This is a genomic window from Mycobacterium gallinarum (genome assembly GCF_010726765.1).
GTDB lineage: Bacteria > Actinomycetota > Actinomycetes > Mycobacteriales > Mycobacteriaceae > Mycobacterium > Mycobacterium gallinarum.
Genome location: NZ_AP022601.1, coordinates 1,887,972 through 1,906,983 on the forward strand (window position 1 = coordinate 1,887,972; position 19,012 = coordinate 1,906,983).

Annotated in this window: 21 protein-coding genes; 4 read left to right on the forward strand and 17 right to left on the reverse strand. The window is 66.7% G+C overall.

The genetic code is table 11. From position 1 onward, the window contains the following. Positions 1 to 2: 2 nt before the first annotated feature. The 12 genes from G6N42_RS09380 to G6N42_RS09435 form a co-directional block, all read right to left on the reverse strand. Positions 3 to 1,217, reverse strand: a complete 1,215-nt coding sequence (locus G6N42_RS09380; protein WP_163728897.1) for an argininosuccinate synthase — start codon at positions 1,215 to 1,217, stop codon at positions 3 to 5. Between the two features lie 2 nt (positions 1,218 to 1,219). Continuing rightward, complete coding sequence (locus G6N42_RS09385; RefSeq protein ID WP_083128898.1) at positions 1,220 to 1,711, reverse strand: arginine repressor; 492 nt, start codon at positions 1,709 to 1,711, stop codon at positions 1,220 to 1,222. Next, positions 1,708 to 2,631: an ornithine carbamoyltransferase gene (gene argF, locus G6N42_RS09390; RefSeq protein ID WP_163728900.1), complete on the reverse strand. Its 924-nt coding sequence runs from the start codon at positions 2,629 to 2,631 to the stop codon at positions 1,708 to 1,710. The genes G6N42_RS09385 and argF overlap by 4 nt, the downstream gene beginning before the upstream one ends. Further along, positions 2,628 to 3,809: an acetylornithine transaminase gene (locus G6N42_RS09395; RefSeq protein WP_163728904.1), complete on the reverse strand. Its 1,182-nt coding sequence runs from the start codon at positions 3,807 to 3,809 to the stop codon at positions 2,628 to 2,630. The genes argF and G6N42_RS09395 overlap by 4 nt, the downstream gene beginning before the upstream one ends. Then, positions 3,806 to 4,678, reverse strand: coding sequence for an acetylglutamate kinase (gene argB / locus G6N42_RS09400; RefSeq protein ID WP_163728907.1), 873 nt, complete (start codon positions 4,676 to 4,678; stop codon positions 3,806 to 3,808). The genes G6N42_RS09395 and argB overlap by 4 nt, the downstream gene beginning before the upstream one ends. Further along, positions 4,675 to 5,889, reverse strand: coding sequence for a bifunctional glutamate N-acetyltransferase/amino-acid acetyltransferase ArgJ (gene argJ / locus G6N42_RS09405; RefSeq protein ID WP_163728909.1), 1,215 nt, complete (start codon positions 5,887 to 5,889; stop codon positions 4,675 to 4,677). Before argJ ends, argB begins: the two co-directional genes overlap by 4 nt. Then, positions 5,886 to 6,920: an N-acetyl-gamma-glutamyl-phosphate reductase gene (gene argC / locus G6N42_RS09410; RefSeq protein ID WP_163728912.1), complete on the reverse strand. Its 1,035-nt coding sequence runs from the start codon at positions 6,918 to 6,920 to the stop codon at positions 5,886 to 5,888. The genes argJ and argC overlap by 4 nt, the downstream gene beginning before the upstream one ends. A 77-nt stretch (positions 6,921 to 6,997) precedes the next feature. Then, complete coding sequence (locus G6N42_RS09415) at positions 6,998 to 7,822, reverse strand: hypothetical protein (protein ID WP_163728915.1); 825 nt, start codon at positions 7,820 to 7,822, stop codon at positions 6,998 to 7,000. Between the two features lie 30 nt (positions 7,823 to 7,852). Continuing rightward, positions 7,853 to 8,221 carry a SpoIIAA family protein gene (locus tag G6N42_RS09420; protein WP_163728917.1) on the reverse strand — a complete coding sequence of 123 codons (369 nt, stop codon included), beginning with the start codon at positions 8,219 to 8,221 and terminating at the stop codon, positions 7,853 to 7,855. A 41-nt stretch (positions 8,222 to 8,262) separates the two neighbouring features. Beyond that, positions 8,263 to 10,749 carry a phenylalanine--tRNA ligase subunit beta gene (gene pheT, locus G6N42_RS09425; protein ID WP_163728921.1) on the reverse strand — a complete coding sequence of 829 codons (2,487 nt, stop codon included), beginning with the start codon at positions 10,747 to 10,749 and terminating at the stop codon, positions 8,263 to 8,265. Continuing rightward, on the reverse strand, positions 10,749 to 11,792 hold the full coding sequence (gene pheS / locus G6N42_RS09430; protein ID WP_163728924.1) for a phenylalanine--tRNA ligase subunit alpha: 1,044 nt from the start codon (positions 11,790 to 11,792) through the stop codon (positions 10,749 to 10,751). Before pheS ends, pheT begins: the two co-directional genes overlap by 1 nt. Positions 11,793 to 11,820: 28 nt before the next feature. Further along, positions 11,821 to 12,693: an adenylate/guanylate cyclase domain-containing protein gene (locus tag G6N42_RS09435; protein ID WP_174262045.1), complete on the reverse strand. Its 873-nt coding sequence runs from the start codon at positions 12,691 to 12,693 to the stop codon at positions 11,821 to 11,823. A 163-nt stretch (positions 12,694 to 12,856) separates the two neighbouring features. Here G6N42_RS09435 and G6N42_RS09440 point away from each other — a divergent pair, with 163 nt between their 5' ends. Continuing rightward, on the forward strand, positions 12,857 to 13,918 hold the full coding sequence (locus G6N42_RS09440; RefSeq protein WP_163728931.1) for an oxygenase MpaB family protein: 1,062 nt from the start codon (positions 12,857 to 12,859) through the stop codon (positions 13,916 to 13,918). A gap of 4 nt (positions 13,919 to 13,922) precedes the next feature. After that, on the forward strand, positions 13,923 to 15,158 hold the full coding sequence (locus G6N42_RS09445; protein ID WP_163728934.1) for an acyl-CoA dehydrogenase family protein: 1,236 nt from the start codon (positions 13,923 to 13,925) through the stop codon (positions 15,156 to 15,158). On the opposite strand, the gene G6N42_RS09450 is transcribed toward G6N42_RS09445, so the two are convergent. Next, positions 15,155 to 15,499: a hypothetical protein gene (locus G6N42_RS09450; RefSeq protein ID WP_163728937.1), complete on the reverse strand. Its 345-nt coding sequence runs from the start codon at positions 15,497 to 15,499 to the stop codon at positions 15,155 to 15,157. The two genes, G6N42_RS09445 and G6N42_RS09450, sit on opposite strands and share 4 nt — an antisense overlap. Positions 15,500 to 15,554: 55 nt before the next feature. On the opposite strand from G6N42_RS09450, the gene G6N42_RS09455 reads away from it, so the two are divergent. Further along, entirely contained in the window at positions 15,555 to 16,334 is a 780-nt protein-coding gene (locus G6N42_RS09455; RefSeq protein WP_163728940.1) for an SDR family NAD(P)-dependent oxidoreductase, read from the forward strand. 53 nt (positions 16,335 to 16,387) lie between these two features. On the opposite strand, the gene G6N42_RS09460 is transcribed toward G6N42_RS09455, so the two are convergent. From G6N42_RS09460 to infC, 4 genes are read right to left on the reverse strand one after another with little or no spacing between them, the layout of a single operon-like run. After that, complete coding sequence (locus tag G6N42_RS09460) at positions 16,388 to 17,131, reverse strand: TrmH family RNA methyltransferase (RefSeq protein WP_163728943.1); 744 nt, start codon at positions 17,129 to 17,131, stop codon at positions 16,388 to 16,390. A gap of 23 nt (positions 17,132 to 17,154) precedes the next feature. Next, positions 17,155 to 17,544, reverse strand: a complete 390-nt coding sequence (rplT, locus tag G6N42_RS09465; protein WP_083128914.1) for a 50S ribosomal protein L20 — start codon at positions 17,542 to 17,544, stop codon at positions 17,155 to 17,157. Between the two features lie 50 nt (positions 17,545 to 17,594). Continuing rightward, complete coding sequence (gene rpmI, locus G6N42_RS09470; RefSeq protein WP_006246154.1) at positions 17,595 to 17,789, reverse strand: 50S ribosomal protein L35; 195 nt, start codon at positions 17,787 to 17,789, stop codon at positions 17,595 to 17,597. An 11-nt stretch (positions 17,790 to 17,800) separates the two neighbouring features. Further along, positions 17,801 to 18,406: a translation initiation factor IF-3 gene (infC, locus tag G6N42_RS09475; protein WP_163737240.1), complete on the reverse strand. Its 606-nt coding sequence runs from the start codon at positions 18,404 to 18,406 to the stop codon at positions 17,801 to 17,803. A gap of 214 nt (positions 18,407 to 18,620) precedes the next feature. Between infC and G6N42_RS09480 the strand changes: the two genes are divergently transcribed. Next, on the forward strand, positions 18,621 to 18,983 hold the full coding sequence (locus tag G6N42_RS09480) for a DUF1844 domain-containing protein (protein ID WP_163728946.1): 363 nt from the start codon (positions 18,621 to 18,623) through the stop codon (positions 18,981 to 18,983). Positions 18,984 to 19,012 lie beyond the last annotated feature (29 nt).

Sequence of the window (19,012 nt, forward strand, 5' to 3'; positions counted from 1 at the left end):
GCCTACCGGCCTGCCAGGTCCCGTTGCGCGGAGATCTTCGACGAGAGTCCATGCACATGCACGAAGCCCTTGGCCGATGACTGGTCGAAGGTGTCGCCCTCGTCGTAGGTCGCGAGGTTGAAGTCGTACAGCGACTCGGCACTGCGCCGGCCGTTCACCGCAATGTGCCCACCGTGCAGCACCATCCGGATCTCGCCGGACACGTGCTCCTGCGTCTTGGCGACGAACGACTCGAGCGCCGCCTTCAACGGCGAGTACCAGAGGCCGTCGTACACCAGCTCCCCCCACTTGCGGTCGGTGCCACGCTTGAACCGGCCCAGTTCGCGCTCCAGCGTGACGTGCTCGAGTTCGGTGTGCGCGGTGATGAGCACCATGGCTCCCGGGGCCTCGTAGATCTCCCGGCTCTTGATGCCGACCAGGCGGTCCTCGACGACGTCGAGCCGGCCGACGCCCTGCTCACCTGCGCGGTGGTTCAGTTCCTCGATGGCCTGCAGCACGCTGACGTCGCGGCCGTCGATCGAAACCGGAACGCCGCGTTCGAATCCGACGATGACCTCGTCCGGGGTGTTCCAGTTGACCGTCGGGTCCTCGGTGTAGTCGTAGACATCCTTGGTCGGCGCGTTCCACAGATGCTCGAGGAAGCCGGTCTCCACGGCACGGCCCCAGACGTTCTGGTCGATCGAGAACGGCGAGCGCTTGGTGACGTTGATCGGGATGGCATTCTCCTCGGCGAACGCGATGGCCTTCTCCCGGGTCCAGGCGTAGTCGCGGACCGGGGCGAGGACCTCGAGATCCGGTGCCAGCGAGGCGAATCCCACCTCGAAGCGCACCTGGTCGTTGCCCTTGCCGGTGCAACCGTGCGCGACGATTCCGCCGCCGTGCTCGCGTGCGGCCGCCACGAGATGCTTGACGATCAGCGGGCGGCTCAGTGCCGACACCAGCGGGTAACGGTCCATGTACAGCGCATTGGACTGGATCGCGGGAAGACAGTACTGCTCGGCGAATTCGTCCCTGGCGTCGACGACGACCGCCTCGACCGCGCCGCAGTCGATGGCCCGCTGCCGGACCACCTCCATGTCCTCGCCGCCCTGGCCGAGATCGATGGCCACCGCAACCACTTCTTTGCCGGTCTCCTTGCCGATCCAGCTGATCGCGACCGAGGTGTCCAGACCACCGGAATACGCCAGGATGACGCGCTCGGACCCCGGTTTTGGCATACCTAATCTCCTCTGTGTTGAATGCTCTCGAGTTTCGCCGCGAGTTCGGCACCGGTCATCGGCTCACGTGCGATCACCAAGATGGTGTCGTCGCCGGCCACTGTGCCCACAACGTACGGCAGCGCAGCGCGATCCATCGCGCTGGCAAGGTAGTGCGCGGCTCCCGGCGGTGTTCGAAGCACCGCGAGGTTGGCGCTGGCGTCCGTGGAAACCAGCAGATCGGCGAGCAGTCGCGACATCCGTTCGGTGCCACCGGAGACGCCACGAACCGGGCTACCGTCCTCGGGCACGACGTAGACCCCGACGCCGCCGTCGGCGCCGCGCAGCTTGACCGCACCGAGTTCCTCCAGGTCCCGCGACAGCGTCGCCTGGGTGACGTCGATCCCCTCGTCGGCGAGTATCGTCGCCAGCTCACTCTGGCTGTGGATCGACTGCGACGACAGGATCGACACGATGCGAGCCTGCCGACCTGCGCGGGTAGCCGCGGAAGTCACGACCGCTCCATCAACCACACCAGCAGCGCCTTCTGGGCGTGCAGCCGGTTCTCGGCCTCATCCCACACCGCGCTGTGCGCGCCATCGATCACGTCATCGGTGATCTCGTCTCCTCGGTGCGCCGGAAGGCAGTGCAGAACAATCACATTCGGCTTCGCACGTTCGACGAGGCCTGCGTTGATCTGGAAGGGCCGAAACGGTCCTACCCGGTCCAGGCCGTCGTTTTCCTGGCCCATCGACGTCCACGTGTCGGTCACGAGCACGTCGGCACCGTCGGCGGCGGCTTCCGGATCGGCCGTCACCGTCACCGAGGCGCCGGTGTCGGCGGCCCGTTCGTTGGCGGCCGTGACAAATCGCGGGTCCGGCTCGAAACCGACTGGAGCGGCGACGGTGACATGGACGCCTGCGGTGACCCCGCCCAGCATCAACGAGTGAGCCATGTTGTTGGCACCGTCGCCGAGGTAGGTCAGCCGCAAACCGTTCAGGGTGCCCACGCGTTCGTCGAGCGTCTGTAGATCGGCAAGCACCTGGCAGGGATGGAACTCGTCGGACAGCGCATTGACGATCGGCACCGTGGCCCCAGAAGCCATGGCGGTCAAGCGATCCTGTCCAAACGTGCGCCAGACGATCGCCTCGACGTACCGTGACAGGACCCGCCCGGTGTCCTCCAGTGTCTCGTCGCGACCGAGCTGCGTGCTGCGGCCGTCGACCACCACCGCGTGACCGCCGAGCTGAGCGATGCCCATCTCGAACGAGAACCGCGTGCGCGTCGAGTTCTTGTCGAAGATCACCGCGACGCCGCGCGGGCCCTCGAGTGGGCGGCGGCTGAATGGTGCCTTCTTCAGCTCCGCGGCCAGCGCCAGCACCTCGGCCTGCTCGTCGGGTGTGAGGTCATCGTCGCGGAGGAAGTGGCGGATCATTGCGCACACCCCGCGGCCGCTTTGTCGAGCACACCGGGCAGCGCACCGAGGAAGTCGTCGACCTGCGCATCGGAGAGGATCAGCGGTGGGACGAGACGGATCACGTTCGCGGCGGGGGCGTTGACGAGGAACCCGGCCTCGCGTGCCGCGACCTCGACCGGCTTGGCCATATCGGAGGTGAGGACGACGCCGAGCATGAGCCCGCGACCGCGCACGTGGTCGACGGCCGGATGACCCAGCGACTCGATGCCGTGGTGCAGCGACTTGCCCAGAACGCCTGAGCGCCCGACAAGGTCGTCGTCGGCCAGCACTCGCAACACCGCGAGTGCCGCTGCCGTGCAGACCGGATTGCCGCCGAACGTGCTGCCGTGCATGCCCGGGGTCATCAGCCCGGCGGCCTCACCGGTCGCGATGCAGGCGCCGATCGGCAGTCCGCCGCCGAGACCCTTCGCGAGCGTGACGACGTCGGGCGTGATGCCGTCGTGCTGATGGGCGAAAAATGCTCCGGTGCGGCCCATTCCGGTTTGCACCTCGTCGAGAACCAGCAATGCGCCGTGCGCGGCGGTGATCTCGCGGGCCGCCACCAGGTATCCGGCGGGTGGAGTCACGACGCCACCCTCACCCATGATCGGCTCGAGGAACACTGCCGCCGTCCGGTCGTCGACCGCGGCCTCCAGCTCTTCGACGTCGCCGTACGGCACATGGGTGACGTCGCCGGGCAGCGGAGCGAACGGCTCCTGCTTCGAGGGCTGGCCGGTCAAAGCCAGTGATCCCATCGTCCGGCCATGGAACGCGCCCTGTGCAGCAACGAGTTTCGTGCGTCCGGTGAGCCGCGAGATCTTGAACGCGACCTCGTTGGCTTCTGCGCCCGAGTTGCAGAAGAACACCCGCGCACCGTCGACGCCCACCAGACCGACCAGCGCTTCGGCCAGTGCGATGCCGGGCTCGGTGGCATAGAGATTCGACGTGTGCCCCAGCGTGTTGAGCTGGCGGGTGACGGCCTCGATGACAGCGGGATGGCGATGACCGAGGATGTTGACCGCGATACCGCCGACCAGGTCGAGATACGACTTGCCGTCCGCGTCGGTCACCACGGCACCGTCTCCGCTGACCAACGCCAGCGGCGGCGTCCCGTAGTTGTCCATCATCACGGCTTCCCAGCGCTGCGGGAGGGTCATGCGCTCACCACCTTGGTCCCCGTCCCCTCGTCGGTGAATAGCTCAGCCAGCACACAGTGCTCGACGCGGCCGTCGATGACGTGTGCGCTCGGCACGCCTCCCGATACGGCACGTAGGCAGGCCTCGATCTTGGGCACCATGCCGGTTTCCAGCTTGGGTAGCAGCTGAGTCAGTGCGGCCGTGTCGATCTCGCTGACCAGCGAACCGCGGTCGGGCCAGTCGGTGTAGAGACCCTCCACGTCGGTGAGCATCACCAGCTTCTCAGCTCCCAGCGCCTCCGCCAGCGCGGCCGCCGCGGTGTCGGCGTTGATGTTGTGCACCACGCCTTCGGCGTCGGGTGCGATAGTCGAGACCACTGGAATGCGGCCCGCGTCGATGAGATCGAGCAGCGAATCCGCGTCCACCTTTTCGACATCACCGACGAGGCCGATGTCGGTCGCCACCCCGTCGACGGTGACGTCGCGCCGCACGGCCGTGAAAAGGTGGGCGTCTTCGCCTGTCACACCCACGGCATATGGACCGTGTGCATTGATCAGGTTCACCAGTTCGCGGCCGACCTGTCCGAACAGCACCATCCGGGCCACGTCGAGCACCTCGGGCGTGGTGACGCGGAAGCCGCCCTTGAAATCACCTGCGATGCCCAGCTTTTTGAGCATCGCACTGATCTGCGGGCCGCCGCCGTGGACGACGACGGGGTGGATGCCGCAGTTGCGCAGAAACACCATGTCACCGGCAAACGCGGTCTTGAGGGTGTCGTCGGTCATCGCGTTGCCGCCGTACTTCACCACGACGATCTTGTCGTGCAACTGCTTGAGCCACGGCAGGGCGGCGGCGAGTATCTGCGCCTTGACGGGCGTCGCGAGTGTCATGAGCTGTAGGCCGAGTTCTCTTCGACGTAGCCGTGGGACAGGTCGGTCGTCCGTATCGAGGCCCGGTCATTGCCGACGCCCAGATCGATGGTGACGTCGATCTCTTCGCCGGACAGGTCCACGTCACGCGCACCCGGTGCTCCGGCGCCGTCGACGCACACGGCAGAGCCGTTGAACGACACGCTGATCCGGTCGACGTCCAGCACGACCGGTGCCATTCCCACCGCGGCCAGTACGCGGCCCCAGTTGGGATCGGACCCGAAGAGCGCCGTCTTGACGAGGCTGTCGCGAGCCACCACACGGGCCGCCGTCAGCGCGTCCGCTTCGGACTCGGCTCCTGTCACGGTGACGACGATGCGTTTGGTGACCCCTTCGGCGTCGGCCTGCAGTTGTGCACACAGGTCGTCACAAACCCTCAGGACCGCGTCCTCGAGATCGCTTTGGCTGGGGGCGATCTCGCTGGCGCCGGAGGCAAGCAGCAGAACCGTGTCGTTGGTGGAACAGCTGCCGTCGACATCGAGCCGGTCGAACGTCATGGCGGTCGCCTTGCGTAGCGCCTGATCGAGGGCATCCGAACTGGCGACAGCGTCGGTGGTGATGACGCACAACATGGTCGCCAGCGACGGCGCCAGCATCCCTGCACCCTTCGCCATCCCACCCACCGTCCAATTGTCACTGTGGTGCAGCGCAACCTGTTTCGGAACCGTGTCGGTGGTCATGATGGCCCGTGCGGCCTCGTCGCCACCGGTCAGCCCGCCGGCCATCTCGTGGACGATCTCGGTGACACCCGCCAGCACCTTGTCCATCGGCAGTCGGTCGCCGATGAGCCCGGTGGAACACACGGCGACCTCGATCGCCCCGGTCTCGGTGCCCCAGTCGGAAAGCGCCGAGGCGACGGCCTCTGCGGTGGCGTGGGTGTCCTGAAAGCCCAACGGCCCGGTGCAGGCGTTCGCGCCGCCGGAATTCAATAGGACCGCACGCAGCCGCCCGGTGGTGAGCACCTGCTGCGACCACAGCACCGGCGCGGCCTTCACCTTGTTGCGGGTGAACACGGCCGCGGCGGCGTGGTCGGGTCCCTCGTTGAAGACCAGCGCGAGGTCGAGCGCGCCGGAAGCCTTGATGCCCGCGGCGATTCCGGTGGCGCGGAAGCCGGCGGGCGCGGTCACACCCTGCGTGCGGATGAGCCGCGCGGTGTCCGAGATGTCGGTCATGGCGCCACGCCCACGATCGAAAGTCCTTCCGTCTCCGGCCAGCCCAGTGCAAGGTTCATCGATTGCACCGCGGCCCCACCGGTCCCCTTGACGAGGTTGTCGATCGCGGCGATGCCGATGAACGTCGAGGCGTCCTCGTCGACGGCGACCGCGAGCTGAGCGGCATTGCTCCCGATCACCGCGCCGGTTTTGGGCAACTGGCCTTCAGGCAGCAGATGAATGAAAGGCTCGGCGTCGTAAGCCTTCTCGTAGACGCTACGGATCTGCGACAGCGGTGTCGTGGTCTTCGCGGTGCAAGTGGCCAGAATGCCGCGTGACGTCGGGATGAGCACCGGCGTGAACGACACCGTGACGTCCTTGTCGGTGACGGCTTCGAGGCCCTGTGCGATCTCCGGGGTGTGTCGGTGCTTGCCGCCGATGTTGTACGCGCGCGCGGATCCGATGACCTCGGAGCCGAGCAGGTCTGTCTTGGCGGCGCGCCCGGCACCCGACGTACCGCTGACGGCGACGATGGTGACCGCGGGCTCGACGAGTCCCTCGGCGATCGCGGGCCACAGCGCGAGCAGGGCCGCGGTCGGATAACAACCCGGAACGGCGATGCGGGTGGCGCCGCGCAACCGGTCCCGGGCGCCGGGCAGCTCGGGCAGGCCGTACGGCCAGCTGCCCGCGTGCGACGACCCGTAGAACCGTTCCCAGGCCCCGGCATCGGTGAGGCGGAAGTCGGCGCCGCAGTCGACGATGACGGTGTCGCTGCCGAGCTCGTCGGCCAGGGCTGCGGAATGACCATGCGGAAGCCCCAGGAAAACCACATCGTGGCCTTTCAGGGTGTCGGCGTCGGTGGCCTCGAGCGCGCGGTCAGCCAGCGGCAGCAGGTGCGGGTGATGCTCACTGAGCAGGGTGCCGGCGCTCGCCGCCGCGGTGAGGGCGCCGATCGTCAGCCGTCCGTCGGCATACGCGGGATGCCCCAGCAGCAATCGCAGAATTTCCCCACCTGCGTATCCGCTGGCACCGGCCACTGCGACGGAAGTCATGCACGCGATTCTGCATGGTTATGCATCCTCATGCAAATTCATTTGGTTGCGGTCCGTCAGCAGCAGCCAAACCAGCGTCACCAGGGCGATCGCGGTCGCCTGGACGCGAGCACGAAGGCCGCAAACTCGTGCATCGTCGCTGCCACCCCGCAGGCGGTGCGATCGGATACGACCAGCATGGAAAAGCTCATCATCTCGGCGACGCAGAGCATCACGATGGTCAGGATCGGCGCCGCTCGCTGGCCCAGGGTCCGCAGGGGCGACGACCGCCGAAGGAAACCCAACTCGATGCCGAGGGTCACCAGCAGCATAGGAATGACCTGGACCATCTGCGCGAAGAAGTCGGTCGAAACGGTATCTGCGCACTCGCCTGCGACGTTGAGAACCGGAAACCACAGCGCGGATGCGACCTGAACCACCAACGTGCCGACAAGCAACGGCACGATCCAGTCTCTGTGTCCGAAACCGCGCCCGCCGGACGACCCGACATCCAGGACGGCCACCAGCACGAGGCTCATCGAGACCGTGAACAACATCGACAGCGCGATGTCCACCCCGAGGTTGAGCGGGAGGAACGCCATCGCGATGTGAAGCACCACCATCAGCGCCGCCCCCAGCGGCCATGGGCCGTGCAGCAACCTCGGCAGGAACTCCTGCCACGACATCGTCCCGCCCAGTTGCTCCCGGGCCTCCATCCGCCATTTCAGCCCGGCGGCACACAGCACGATCGCGGAATCGACCAGCAAGACGATCCACCGCGAATACGAGACATAGCCGCCGGCACCGGCGTAGGCGAGCTCGACGACTTCGTCGTTGTAGGTGAAGGCGACCACCATCAGAAACATCGCGAGTATCGCGATGCCGTCTACCGAAGTGCGCGGCCGCTCATCCGTCTCCCCCATGCCGGCCTTTCCTCTGCGACGCCGACGGAATCAGCCTGCGGCCCATTCCTTAGCTCGTTCGAGGTCGTCGAGTCCGAACACCTCGAGTTCACCGGGCACCATCCAGCCCACCAGATGCACCGTGTGCGCGACCCACTCTTTGTCGGTGACGATCGCGGTGCGCTTGAACGCCGAACGATGGTTGATGAGGGTGCCGAAGCCCTGCTTGAGATCCTCGACCAAACCTCCCCGTCCGAAGCCCTCATAGTCGGGCGCGATGACCTCGACGATCCGGACTTCCTCGCCGCCGAGCAGCTTCTCGAGTTCGGGCTTGAACTCGATCATCTCGTCACCGGTCACCTTGCCCGATACGCGAATGCCCACGACGCCGGCGGGCATGTCCTGCAGTACCTCGATCATGGCTACGTTCCTACTCCGGAATCGGCGGCACTACTCGGAAATCAGCGGCGTTGCTCGGCTCCGACGCGATCGGCCGCCGCCTGAACCGCGGCGTCGCGGGCGGCACTGGCCTCGTCCTCGGTGAGCGTGCGGTCGGTGGCCCGGAACCGCAGCGCCAGCGCCAGTGACTTGCGTCCTTCACCGATCTGAGGCCCGGTGTAGACGTCGAACAGCCGGACGTCCTCCAGCAGTTCACCCGCACCCTCGCGGACGGCATCGATCACGTTCTGCGCGGCGACGTCCTCGCCGACGATCAGCGCGACATCCTGGAACACGGCTGGAAACGGCGATACGGCAGGCGCGGGAAGCGTTTCGGTGAGCGGGATGGCGTCGAGGTTCAGTTCGACGGCGCAGGTGCCCGCGGGCAGACCCGACCGCTCGATGACGGCCGGGTGCAACTGGCCCGCATATCCGACGACAGCGTCGCCGATGACCACCTCGGCGCATCGGCCCGGATGCCAGGGCAGGTGCTGGGCTGATCGCAGTGTGAGGTCTACGCCTGCGGCACGGCCGATGACGCGCACCGCCTCGAACGCATCGCTGGCGTGCACGGGCCTGCCCCGCCCCCACGGGCCGGCGGGCTCGCGCAGCCCCGTCAAGACCGCGCCGACGTGTTGCGGCTGATGCGGCAGTGAGGCATCGAGCGTCGCGATCTCATCGGAGGTGGGCCGACGGTCGGTCGGAATACGTTCCACCGCGCGGGTTTCCGTCGTCGGCTCGACCACCTGAGCGATGGCGAACAACGCGGCGTCGACAGCTCCGCGGGACACGTTGCGCCCCAAGGCTTCCAACAGTCCCGGCAGAAGAGTGGTGGCCAGCTGGGGCCGATCGGCCTCCAACGGATTCAACACCTGCGTCGTGGATCGGCGCGGGTCGTCGGCAGGCAAACCCCACTGGTCGAAGATTCCCGCGGGCAGAAACGGGGTCGGCAGGATCTCGACGTAGCCGCTGAGCGCCAGCGACTTTCCGATCGCACGGCGCCGCTTCTGCGCGGGGCTCAGACCGCGGCCGGACGGTGCGAGCGGCAGCACCGATGGGATGACCTCGAGGCCCTCCAGCCGCAAGACCTCCTCGACGAGGTCCGCGGGCTGACGGAGGTCAGGGCGCCAGCTCGGTGGTGTCGCCGTCACCTGACCGTCGTTCACGACGACGTCGGCGCCGATCTGAGTGAGGCGCTTCTGGGTGGTGCCGGCCGCGTACTCCACACCGGCCATGCGGTCGGGCAGGTCGACCGCCATGCTGACCGGCGCAGGCGACCAGTCGTCACGAGGCGGATCGCCACGCCAATCGGTCAATGTCGGCTCGACTGTGCCACCGGCGATCTCGGCCAGCAGCGTGCTGCAGCGATCCAATGCGGCGACGGAGATCGCCGGATCGACGGTGCGTTCATAGCGACGGCCCGCCTCGCTGTTGAGGTGCAGACGCCGCTGCGTGCGCGACACCGCGGCGGGGTCCCACACCGCGGCCTCGAGTAACACATCGGTGGTGCTGTCACGAACCTCGGTGGTGCCCGCGCCCATCACGCCGCCGATCGCCGCGGTGGCGACATCGTCGACGATGAGCACGTCGGCAGGGTCGAGGCGACGCTCGATGTCGTCGAGCGTGACGACGGTCTCCCCCGGTTCGGCGAACCGGACCCGGAAGCCGCCGGTGATCAGGCTGCGATCGTGTGCGTGCATCGGATGCCCGATCTCGAGCATCACGTAGTTGGTCACGTCGACGGCCGGCGAGATGGCACGGATACCCGACAGCAGCAGTCGCCGTTGCATCCACCACGGCGACACCGCTTTTGGATCGATGCCGGTGACCGGACGCAGGCCGAAGCGCAGCACCCCGGTGCCCTCGTCGATCGTCAGCGGCAGTGCCTCAGCTTCGGCGGGCAGGGGCGCGATGTCGGCCGGGTCGACGTAGTCGAGGTCGTAGGCGTTGGCGATCTCGCGGGCCATGCCGCGCACCGACAGGCAGTAGCCGCGGTCCGGGGTGATCGCCAGGTTGAACACGATGTCGTCGAGGCCGAGGATGTCCGCAGCGGGCGTGCCGGGCTCTGCCGTGCCCTCCGGCAGCACCAGGATGCCGGAATGATCAGAGCCGAGGTTGAGTTCAGCGGTCGAACAGATCATGCCGTCACTGGTGCGGCCGTATGTCTTGCGGGTGGCGATGGCAAAGTCGCCCGGCAGCACGGAACCGGGCAGTGCCACCACGACAAGGTCGCCGACCGCGAAGTTGGTTGCCCCGCAGACGATGTCACGTGGCTCTGGTTCACCCACATCGACTTTGACCGCTCGGATGGGCTTCTTGAACTCGGTCAGTTCCTCGATCTCGACGACCCGCCCGACGATCAAGGGCCCCGTCACCGGCCCGACGGGAAGGACCTCTTCGACCTCATGACCGATGCGGATCAGGGTCTGTTCCAGTTCCTCGGCTGACACGTCCCAGCCGGGAGCTCCGGCTTGGACGACGTCGCGCAGCCAGCTGTAGGGCAGGCGCATCAGGCTCCAACCCCGAATGGCAGCGAGAAGCGCACGTCGCCCTCGACCATGTCACGCATGTCGGGGATACCGTTGCGGAACTGCAGGGTGCGCTCCAATCCCATGCCGAACGCGAATCCGCTGTAGACCTCCGGGTCGATACCGCAGGCGCGCAACACATTCGGATTCACCATGCCGCAGCCGCCCCATTCCACCCAGCCGGGGCCGCCCTTCTTGTTCGGGAACCAGATGTCGACCTCGGCCGACGGTTCGGTGAACGGGAAGAAGTGCGGACGGAATCGCGTGCGACCCTCGGGTCCGAATTCGGAACGGGCGAACGCGTCGAGCGTTCCGCGCAGGTGGGCCATCGTCAGCCCCTTGTCGACGGCCAGCCCCTCCACCTGATGGAAGACCGGGGTGTGGGTGGCATCCAGCTCGTCGGTGCGGAAGGTGCGGCCGATCGAGATGATGTAGACCGGCAGCTCGCGCTCGAGCAGCGCCCGGATCTGGACCGGTGAGGTGTGGGTGCGCAACACCTGCCGCGAGCCGTCGGGCGCGACGTGGAAGGTGTCCTGCTCGCTGCGGGCCGGGTGGTCGGGCGGAAAGTTCAGCGCGTCGAAGTTGAACTGCTCGGTCTCGACCTCGGGCCCCTCGGCGAGTTCCCAGCCCATCGCGACGAACGTGTCGGCGACATGCTCGGCCAGGATCGTGATCGGGTGGCGGGCCCCGACCGGCTGCCGGGTCGACGGCAGAGTCACGTCGATGCGCTCGGCGATCAACACGGCGGCGTCGCGCTCGGCCCGCAAAGCCGCGAGGCGCTCGTCGTAGGCCTGCTGCGCCTCGGTACGCGCCACATTGACCCGCTTGCCCGCGTCGGCACGGTCGGCCTTGGGCAAGGAGCCGAGCGCCTGGCGCGCGAGCGCAATCGGCGAGCGGTCACCAAGCTGCTCGGTTTTGGCGCGGGAAAGCGAGTCGAGGTCATTCGCCGCGTCGAAGGCATGCCGAGCAGCGCTGACAGCCTTCGTCAACGCTTCTTCAGACAGGTCTATTGGCTGATCAGCCACCCGGCGATCATATGCGTGGCAGGTGGGGCTACTCGCCCGAGGGGTAGCCGTCCAGGTCGGCGTCACCCGGTGACGGCCTGCGCGATTTCAGCCGGTACATGATGAGATCGGCGGGCACCCCGTCCTGCTTGGGCGTAAAGACCTGCTTGCGCAGCCGCTTGGCGTCGAGCCCCAACACGTCGAGGTCCTCGGCCGAAAGACCGTCCAGCGTCGCCTGGGACACCACCAACTCTCCCCTGGTCGCCCGCTCCATCACCCGCGCAGCGATGTTGACGTCGATGCCCAGCCAGTCCGAGCCGATTCGCTGCGGCCGGCCGGTGTGGATCCCGACGCGCATCCGCGGGGTGTAGCCGTCCACGTCAAGGGATTTCACCGCCTCCCGCGCCTTGACCGCGGCGGCGACCGCCGTCGTCGGCCGCAGGAAGACCGCCATGATGCCGTCGCCCATGCGCTTGACGATCTGACCGCCGGCCTCCAGCAGCGGCGGCTCGACGACCTGCGAGACGCGGCGCAGGAGCTTGAGGGTGGCGTCGTCGCCCGCGCTCAGCGACCACGCTGAGAACCCCACCAGGTCCGTGAAGACGATCGTCGCCTCACGGTAGGCCGGCTTGCCCGACACCCGCTCGGTCAGCGCCTGCCACACCTGCAGCGCGCCGAGGCTTACTTCGCGTGACGCCGCCTCGCGATGCAGCAGCCGATCGGCCGCGCGAGCGGCGGCTCTGGGGCCGCCTTCACCGGCCGCCGAAAGCGGGTCTCCGAACTCGGGATCCCCGGGAAGGGCACGCCGGGCGCGGCGCAGGAAGGCGATGACCGACGGGCTCTGGTTGGTGCTTTTCAGCCAGGCGACGGGCCCGGATGACTGCCTGCCAGATCGTTCGTCGATCGACTCGACCTCATCCACGGGCACAAGCCTAGTTTGAGCGCCGAAAAGCGAATAAAGCGGCTGGTCACAGGCTAGTGGAGCACACGTGGAGGGTGAATAACACTGTGGCCGCACGCCTGGCAAATCGTAGACAACGTACGTTGTCAAGTTTATCGTGAGGGTCTGACAGCGGAGGAAACCGATGGCCCTGAAATCGACTTCGACGGCGACCGCCACTAGACGGCATGCCGACAAAGACCCGCTCGGCCCCGATTCGCTGACGTGGAAGTACTTCGGCGACTTGCGGACCGGCATGCTCGGCGTCTGGATCGGGGCGATCCAAAACATGTATCCCGAACTCGGCGCGGGCGTCGAAGACCATTCGATCCTGCTGCGCGAGCCACTGCAGCGCGTCGCGCGCTCGGTGTACCCGATCATGGGCGTCGTCTACGACGGTGACCGCGCCGCGCAGACCGGGCAGCAGATCAAGGGCTACCACAACACGATCAAGGGCGTCGACGCCGAAGGCCGGCGCTACCACGCGTTGAACCCCGAGACGTTCTATTGGGCGCACGCGACGTTCTTCATGTTGATCATCAAGACCGCCGAGTACTTCTGCGGCGGGCTCACCGACGCCGAGAAGCGCCAGCTGTTCGACGAACACGTGCAGTGGTACCGGATGTACGGCATGAGCATGCGGCCGGTCCCCGACACGTGGGAGGACTTCTGCGAGTACTGGGACGTCAAGTGCCGCGACGAGTTGGAGATCAACCGCGCGACGCTCGACATCTTCTCGATCCGCATCCCCAAGCCGTGGTTCGTGCTGATGCCCACTCCGATCTGGGACCAGCTCTTCAAGCCGATGGTCGGCGCGCAGCGCTGGATCGCCGCGGGCCTCTTCGATCCCGCCGTGCGCGAGAAGGCCGGCATGCGCTGGACGCCGGGCGACGAGGTGTTACTTCGGATCTTCGGCAAGCTCGTCGAGTTGGCGTTCGTCGCGGTGCCCGACGAGATACGGCTTCATCCACGCGCACTGGCCGCCTATCGTCGCGCCGAGGGCAAGCTGGCCGAGGACGCGCCATTGGTCGAAGCGCCCGCGTTCATGGCGCCACCCCGCGACCGCCACGGCCTGCCGATGCATTACGTGCCGCCGCGCAAGTCGCTGCTCGATCGAGCGGGCTCTTTGGTACACACGACGTTCTCGTTGACGGGGCTGCGTCGACCGGCCCGGGGCCGTGGAGGAAAGTCGGGTAAGGCAGCCTAGGGGCATGCTCGAATGGACAGACGTTGACCTTGCCGTGCGCGACGCCGTGCGAGAGTTCGTAGACAAAGAGATTCGCCCCCACGTCGACGACCTCGAAAGCGGCGACATGGAGCCGTACCCGATCATCCGCAAACTGTTCGCGACGTTCGGCATCGCCGACATGGCGCGCGAGTCGCTGAACAAGCGGCTGGCGAAGCTTCGCGACGGCGGCGAGTCGGGAAAGTCGTCGGGCGGCGGCATGTTCGGGGGCGGCTCAGGCGGGATGGGCTTCGTCGTCGTCAGCGAGTTGTGCAAAGTGTCGATGGGCATCGTCACCGGTATGGGGGTCAGCCTCGGCCTGACGGTGCCGACGATCCAGGGCAGGGGCACGCTCGCCCAACAGGAGCGCTGGCTGCCGGATCTCGTCACCTACGACAAGATCGGCGCGTGGGCGATCACCGAACCCGACTCGGGCTCGGATGCGTTCGGCGGCATGAAGTCCTACGTCGTGCGTGACGGCGACGACTACATCCTCAACGGCCAGAAGACGTTCATCACCAACGGGCCCGACGCCGACGTGGTCGTGGTGTACGCGAAACTCGACGAGGGTGACGGCGCCGACAAGCGTGACCGCAAGGTGCTGACGTTCGTGCTCGACCGCGGCATGGAAGGTTTCGTCCAGTCAAAGCCGTTCAGCAAGATGGGTATTCACAGTTCCCGCACAGGGGAACTGTTCTTCAACAACGTGCGGCTTGGCCGGGACCGGCTGCTCGGTGAAACCGAGGACAGTTCGGCAGGCGACGGACGGGCCAGTGCGCGGTCGAACTTCTCCGCCGAGCGCATCGGAGTCGCAGCGATGTCGCTGGGCGTCATCGAGGAGTGTCTGCGGCTGTGTGTCGACTACGCGAAGACGCGAAAGCTGTGGGGTCAGGAAATCGGGCAGTTCCAGTTGATTCAGCTGAAGCTCGCGAATATGGAGGTGGCGCGAATGAACGTGCGCAACATCCTGTTCCGGGTGATCGAGTCGGCGGAAAAGGGTCAGCCGATCTCGCTGCCCGAGGCGTCGGCGATCAAATGGTACTGCTCGCAGGCAGCCACCGACGTCGCAATGGAGGCCGTGCAAGTATTCGGCGGCAACGGGTACATGACCGAGTACAGGGTGGAACAACTTGCCCGCGACGCGAAGTCACTGATGATCTACGCGGGCAGCAATGAGGTTCAGATCACCCACGTGGCGCGGGGTCTGCTGAACAACGCTTAGGCGGCCGGCGGAATCGGAGGGGTTCGCAGTCTGCTGTGGCTTAAGGACGACGCAGCGACCTCGTCGTGCAGAGTCCGCACACGTTGGTAGATCCGCTGTGCGGTCGTATGCGGCATCGTCCCCGGGCGGTACCGACCGCGGCGCAACCGCACTGCTCGGCCCTGGAAAACCTCCCAGCGCAGCGCCTCCGACACCGACTTCGACGCGCGCCCAACCGGACGGAAACCGTGATACGCCAGCGCGTCGACCAGTTCGTCGATTGTCGCGGGACCATGGTCGAACAAGTACGCCGTGAGCAGGTACCGAAGATCGGTCCCCCTCACCTCCAGCGAGTCGGTCATGCGCAGAGACTGGCACGGAGGTACGACAGGTCTTGTTGCCGACTAGCCTGGCCACGTGGACCTGAAGAACAAGACAGCCCTGATCACCGGATCCAGCGGTGGGATCGGCGAGGAATTCGCCGTTCAATTCGCGACGCGCGGGGTCAATCTCGTCCTGGTCGCTCGCCGCGCCGAAAAGCTCGCTGAGCTGCGCACGAAGCTGACCGAGCAACATCTCGGCCTGACGGTAGACGTCATCACCGCCGATCTCGCCGTCCCGGGCTCCGGTCCCGACCTGGCGTCGAAGGTCAGCGACCTGGGCAGGACGATCGACATCCTGGTGAACAACGCCGGCGTCGGTCTGCACGGCAAATTCGTCGGGCAGGACGCCGCCGCCAACGCGGCGCAGATCCAGCTGAATTGCGGCACCTTGGTCGACCTGACGGCGGCCTATCTCCCGGCCATGACGGCAGCAGGGCGCGGCGTCGTCATCAACGTCGCATCGACCGCCGCGTTCCAGCCGACGCCGGGCATGGCGGTCTATGGCGCCACTAAGGCCTTTGTGCTGTCGTTCTCAGAGGCGCTCTGGCAGGAGTGCAAGGGAACCGGGGTGCGCGTTTTCGCTCTCTGCCCGGGTGCGACGGAGACGGAGTTCTTCGCACGGACGGGAGAGGAATTCCTCACCGACGGCAGGCAGACCGCCAAACAGGTCGTCGACACCGCGATGGCGGCGCTGGAGAAGTCCACGCCGACCGTGGTCTCGGGCTGGCGAAACACTCTGCTCGCCAACGGTTACCGGGTCACACCGCGCAGGCTTATGGTGCAGATCTCCGAGCAGCTGCTGAAAGCCGACTAGCGGCGTCGGATGTAACGCCACGGCGGGATCCGGGCGCATTCTTCGCCATGCCGTTACAAACGGTGAGCCCTGGCGCTCTGATACAGACAGATCGCCGCCGCCGATGCCACATTGAGGCTTTCGGCGTTGCCGGGCATGGGAATTCGCACCCGTTGAGTGGCCATCTCGGCCAGTTCGGACGCCAAGCCATGCGCCTCCGGCCCGAACAGCCATGCCGTCGGCGCGGTCAAATCCGCATCGTCAAGCGATACTTCGCCGTCGACAGTGGTGGCCAGCACCGCAAGCCCGGCGGCACCTATCGCCGACACCGCCGTGGTGGCATCCGGCTCGGATACGACGGGAATCGAGAAGATACTCCCGGCCGAGGCACGCAGACACTTGCCGTTGTATGGATCGACGCTGTGGCCGGCGAGTACCACGGCGTCGGCGCCCATCGCGTCGGCGATGCGAATCAGAGTGCCCGCGTTACCGGGCTCGGAGATGTCCGCCGCGACGGCCAGCAGCCGTGGGGCATCGGCGAGGACGTCGTCAAGCGAGGTCTCGGGTACCGAGCACACCGCGACCAGGCCGACCGGGGTGACCGTGTCCGACAACGCTTTCGCGGCTCGCTCCGTCACCACATGCACATCGGCATCGCCCAGCAGCGATGCGAAGCGGGCCTGCGCAGCTTCGGTGACGAAGACCTCGGAGACGAGTCCGCGCCGCATCGCGGCCTCGACGAGGTTGGGTCCCTCAGCGAGAAAGCGTGCGGCGCGGCGTCGTCCCACGTGGCGATGCAGCTTGATCGCTGCCGCCACCCGGTCTGCGCGTTCGGTGAGCGTCAGGCAGCCTCGCCCGACGGCGCATTGACATCGCTGGGCAGCGCAGCCTTGGCGACCTCCACCAACGCGGTGAAGGCGGCGGGATCGCTGACGGCGATCTCGGCCAGGTTCTTGCGGTCCACCTCGACTCCGGCGGCCTTCAGGCCCTGGATCAACCGGTTGTAGGTGATGTCGTTGGCGCGGGCCGCCGCGTTGATCCGCGAGATCCACAGCTTGCGGAACTCGCCCTTGCGGGCACGCCGGTCGCGGTAGGCATAGGTCAACGAATGCAGCTGCTGCTCTTTGGCTTTGCGATACAGCCGTGACCGCTGACCGCGGTAGCCCTTAGATGCCTTGAGTATTGTGCGGCGCTTCTTCTGCGCGTTTACTGCGCGCTTTACGCGTGCCATGGGGGTTTTCCTCTTCGTTCAGGTTCGTCAGGTCCGGACAGGGGGGCCTGTCAGCCGTTCAGCAGCTTCTTGACGCGCTTGACGTCATTGGCCGCCACCTCGGTGCGGCCGTCGAGCCGGCGGGTGCGCTTGCTCGACTTGTGCTCGAGCAAGTGCCGCTTGTTGGCCTTCTGGCGCACGATCTTTCCGGTTCCGGTGGCCCGGAACCGCTTGGAAGCGCCGCTGTGGGTCTTCGCCTTTGGCATGTGTCCTCAGTTCAGTTCTGTGGTGTTTCGGTCGGTGCGCTCTCGGGCTGTGCGCGTTGCGCGGCGGGAGCGTCGGCATCGTGCGCCGCCTTGGCGCGAGTCTTCGCGCCGCGGTGCGGTGCCAGCACCATCGTCATGTTGCGGCCGTCCTGCTTGGCCGACGTCTCGACGAAGCCGTAATCGGCGACGTCGGCGCCCAGCCGCTGCAGGAGTCGGTAGCCCAGCTCGGGCCTCGACTGCTCGCGTCCGCGGAACATGATGGTCACCTTGACCTTGGATCCCGCTTGCAGGAAGCGGACCACGTGGCCCTTTTTGGTCTCGTAGTCGTGCGGGTCGATCTTGGGACGCAGCTTCTGTTCCTTGACGACGGTCTGCTGCTGGTTCTTGCGAGACTCGCGTGCCTTCTGGGCCGTCTCGTATTTGAACTTGCCGTAGTCCATGATCTTGCAAACCGGTGGTTTGGCGTCCGGGGCTACTTCGACAAGGTCGAGATCGGCATCCGCGGCGACGCGGAGGGCGTCTTCGATGCGCACAATGCCTACCTGCTCGCCGCCTGGTCCGATGAGACGGACTTCAGGTACGCGGATGCGCTCGTTGACGCGGGTCTCAGTGCTGATGGGGCCTCCTATGTTGTCGTCTAGGAGCCCCACCCATCAGCATCTGTTCAGCGAACAGAAAAGCCCTGCTCAAAGCAGGGCCCAAAGCCGACCAGGACAGGCATCGGATGCCTGTGACCGGACCGCTGTACCGGTATGGTCAGCGGTGGGAGTGGGACTCCACTTGCTGTCCCTGGCGTACGCCGGGACGGTCGCGCATGCCATCCTATCAGGGATGACCCAGGATCCCGCATCGCCTGAACCGGCGACCGAACTGCCGACCCGCGAGCTGGCCGATATCCCCGCCGTCGAGGTCATCACCCGGTCCGCCGTCATGTTGATGAGCGCCGCCGCCGAGAAGCTCGGGTTGTCGGCCGAGGATCCCGACGAGAGCCCGCACCGCGACCTCGACGAGGCGCGCCGGCTGATCACCGCGCTGGCGGGGCTGGTGACGGCGTCCGCCGAGTACCTCGGCCCCCACGCCGGACCGGTGCGCGACGGCCTGAAGAGCCTGCAGCTCGCATTCCGCGAAGCGAGCGCCGCGCCGGAGGAACCGGGTCACGGTCCCGGGGAGAAATACACCGGCCCTGTCTGGTAGCTACTCACACCAATTTGACCGGTCGAGCG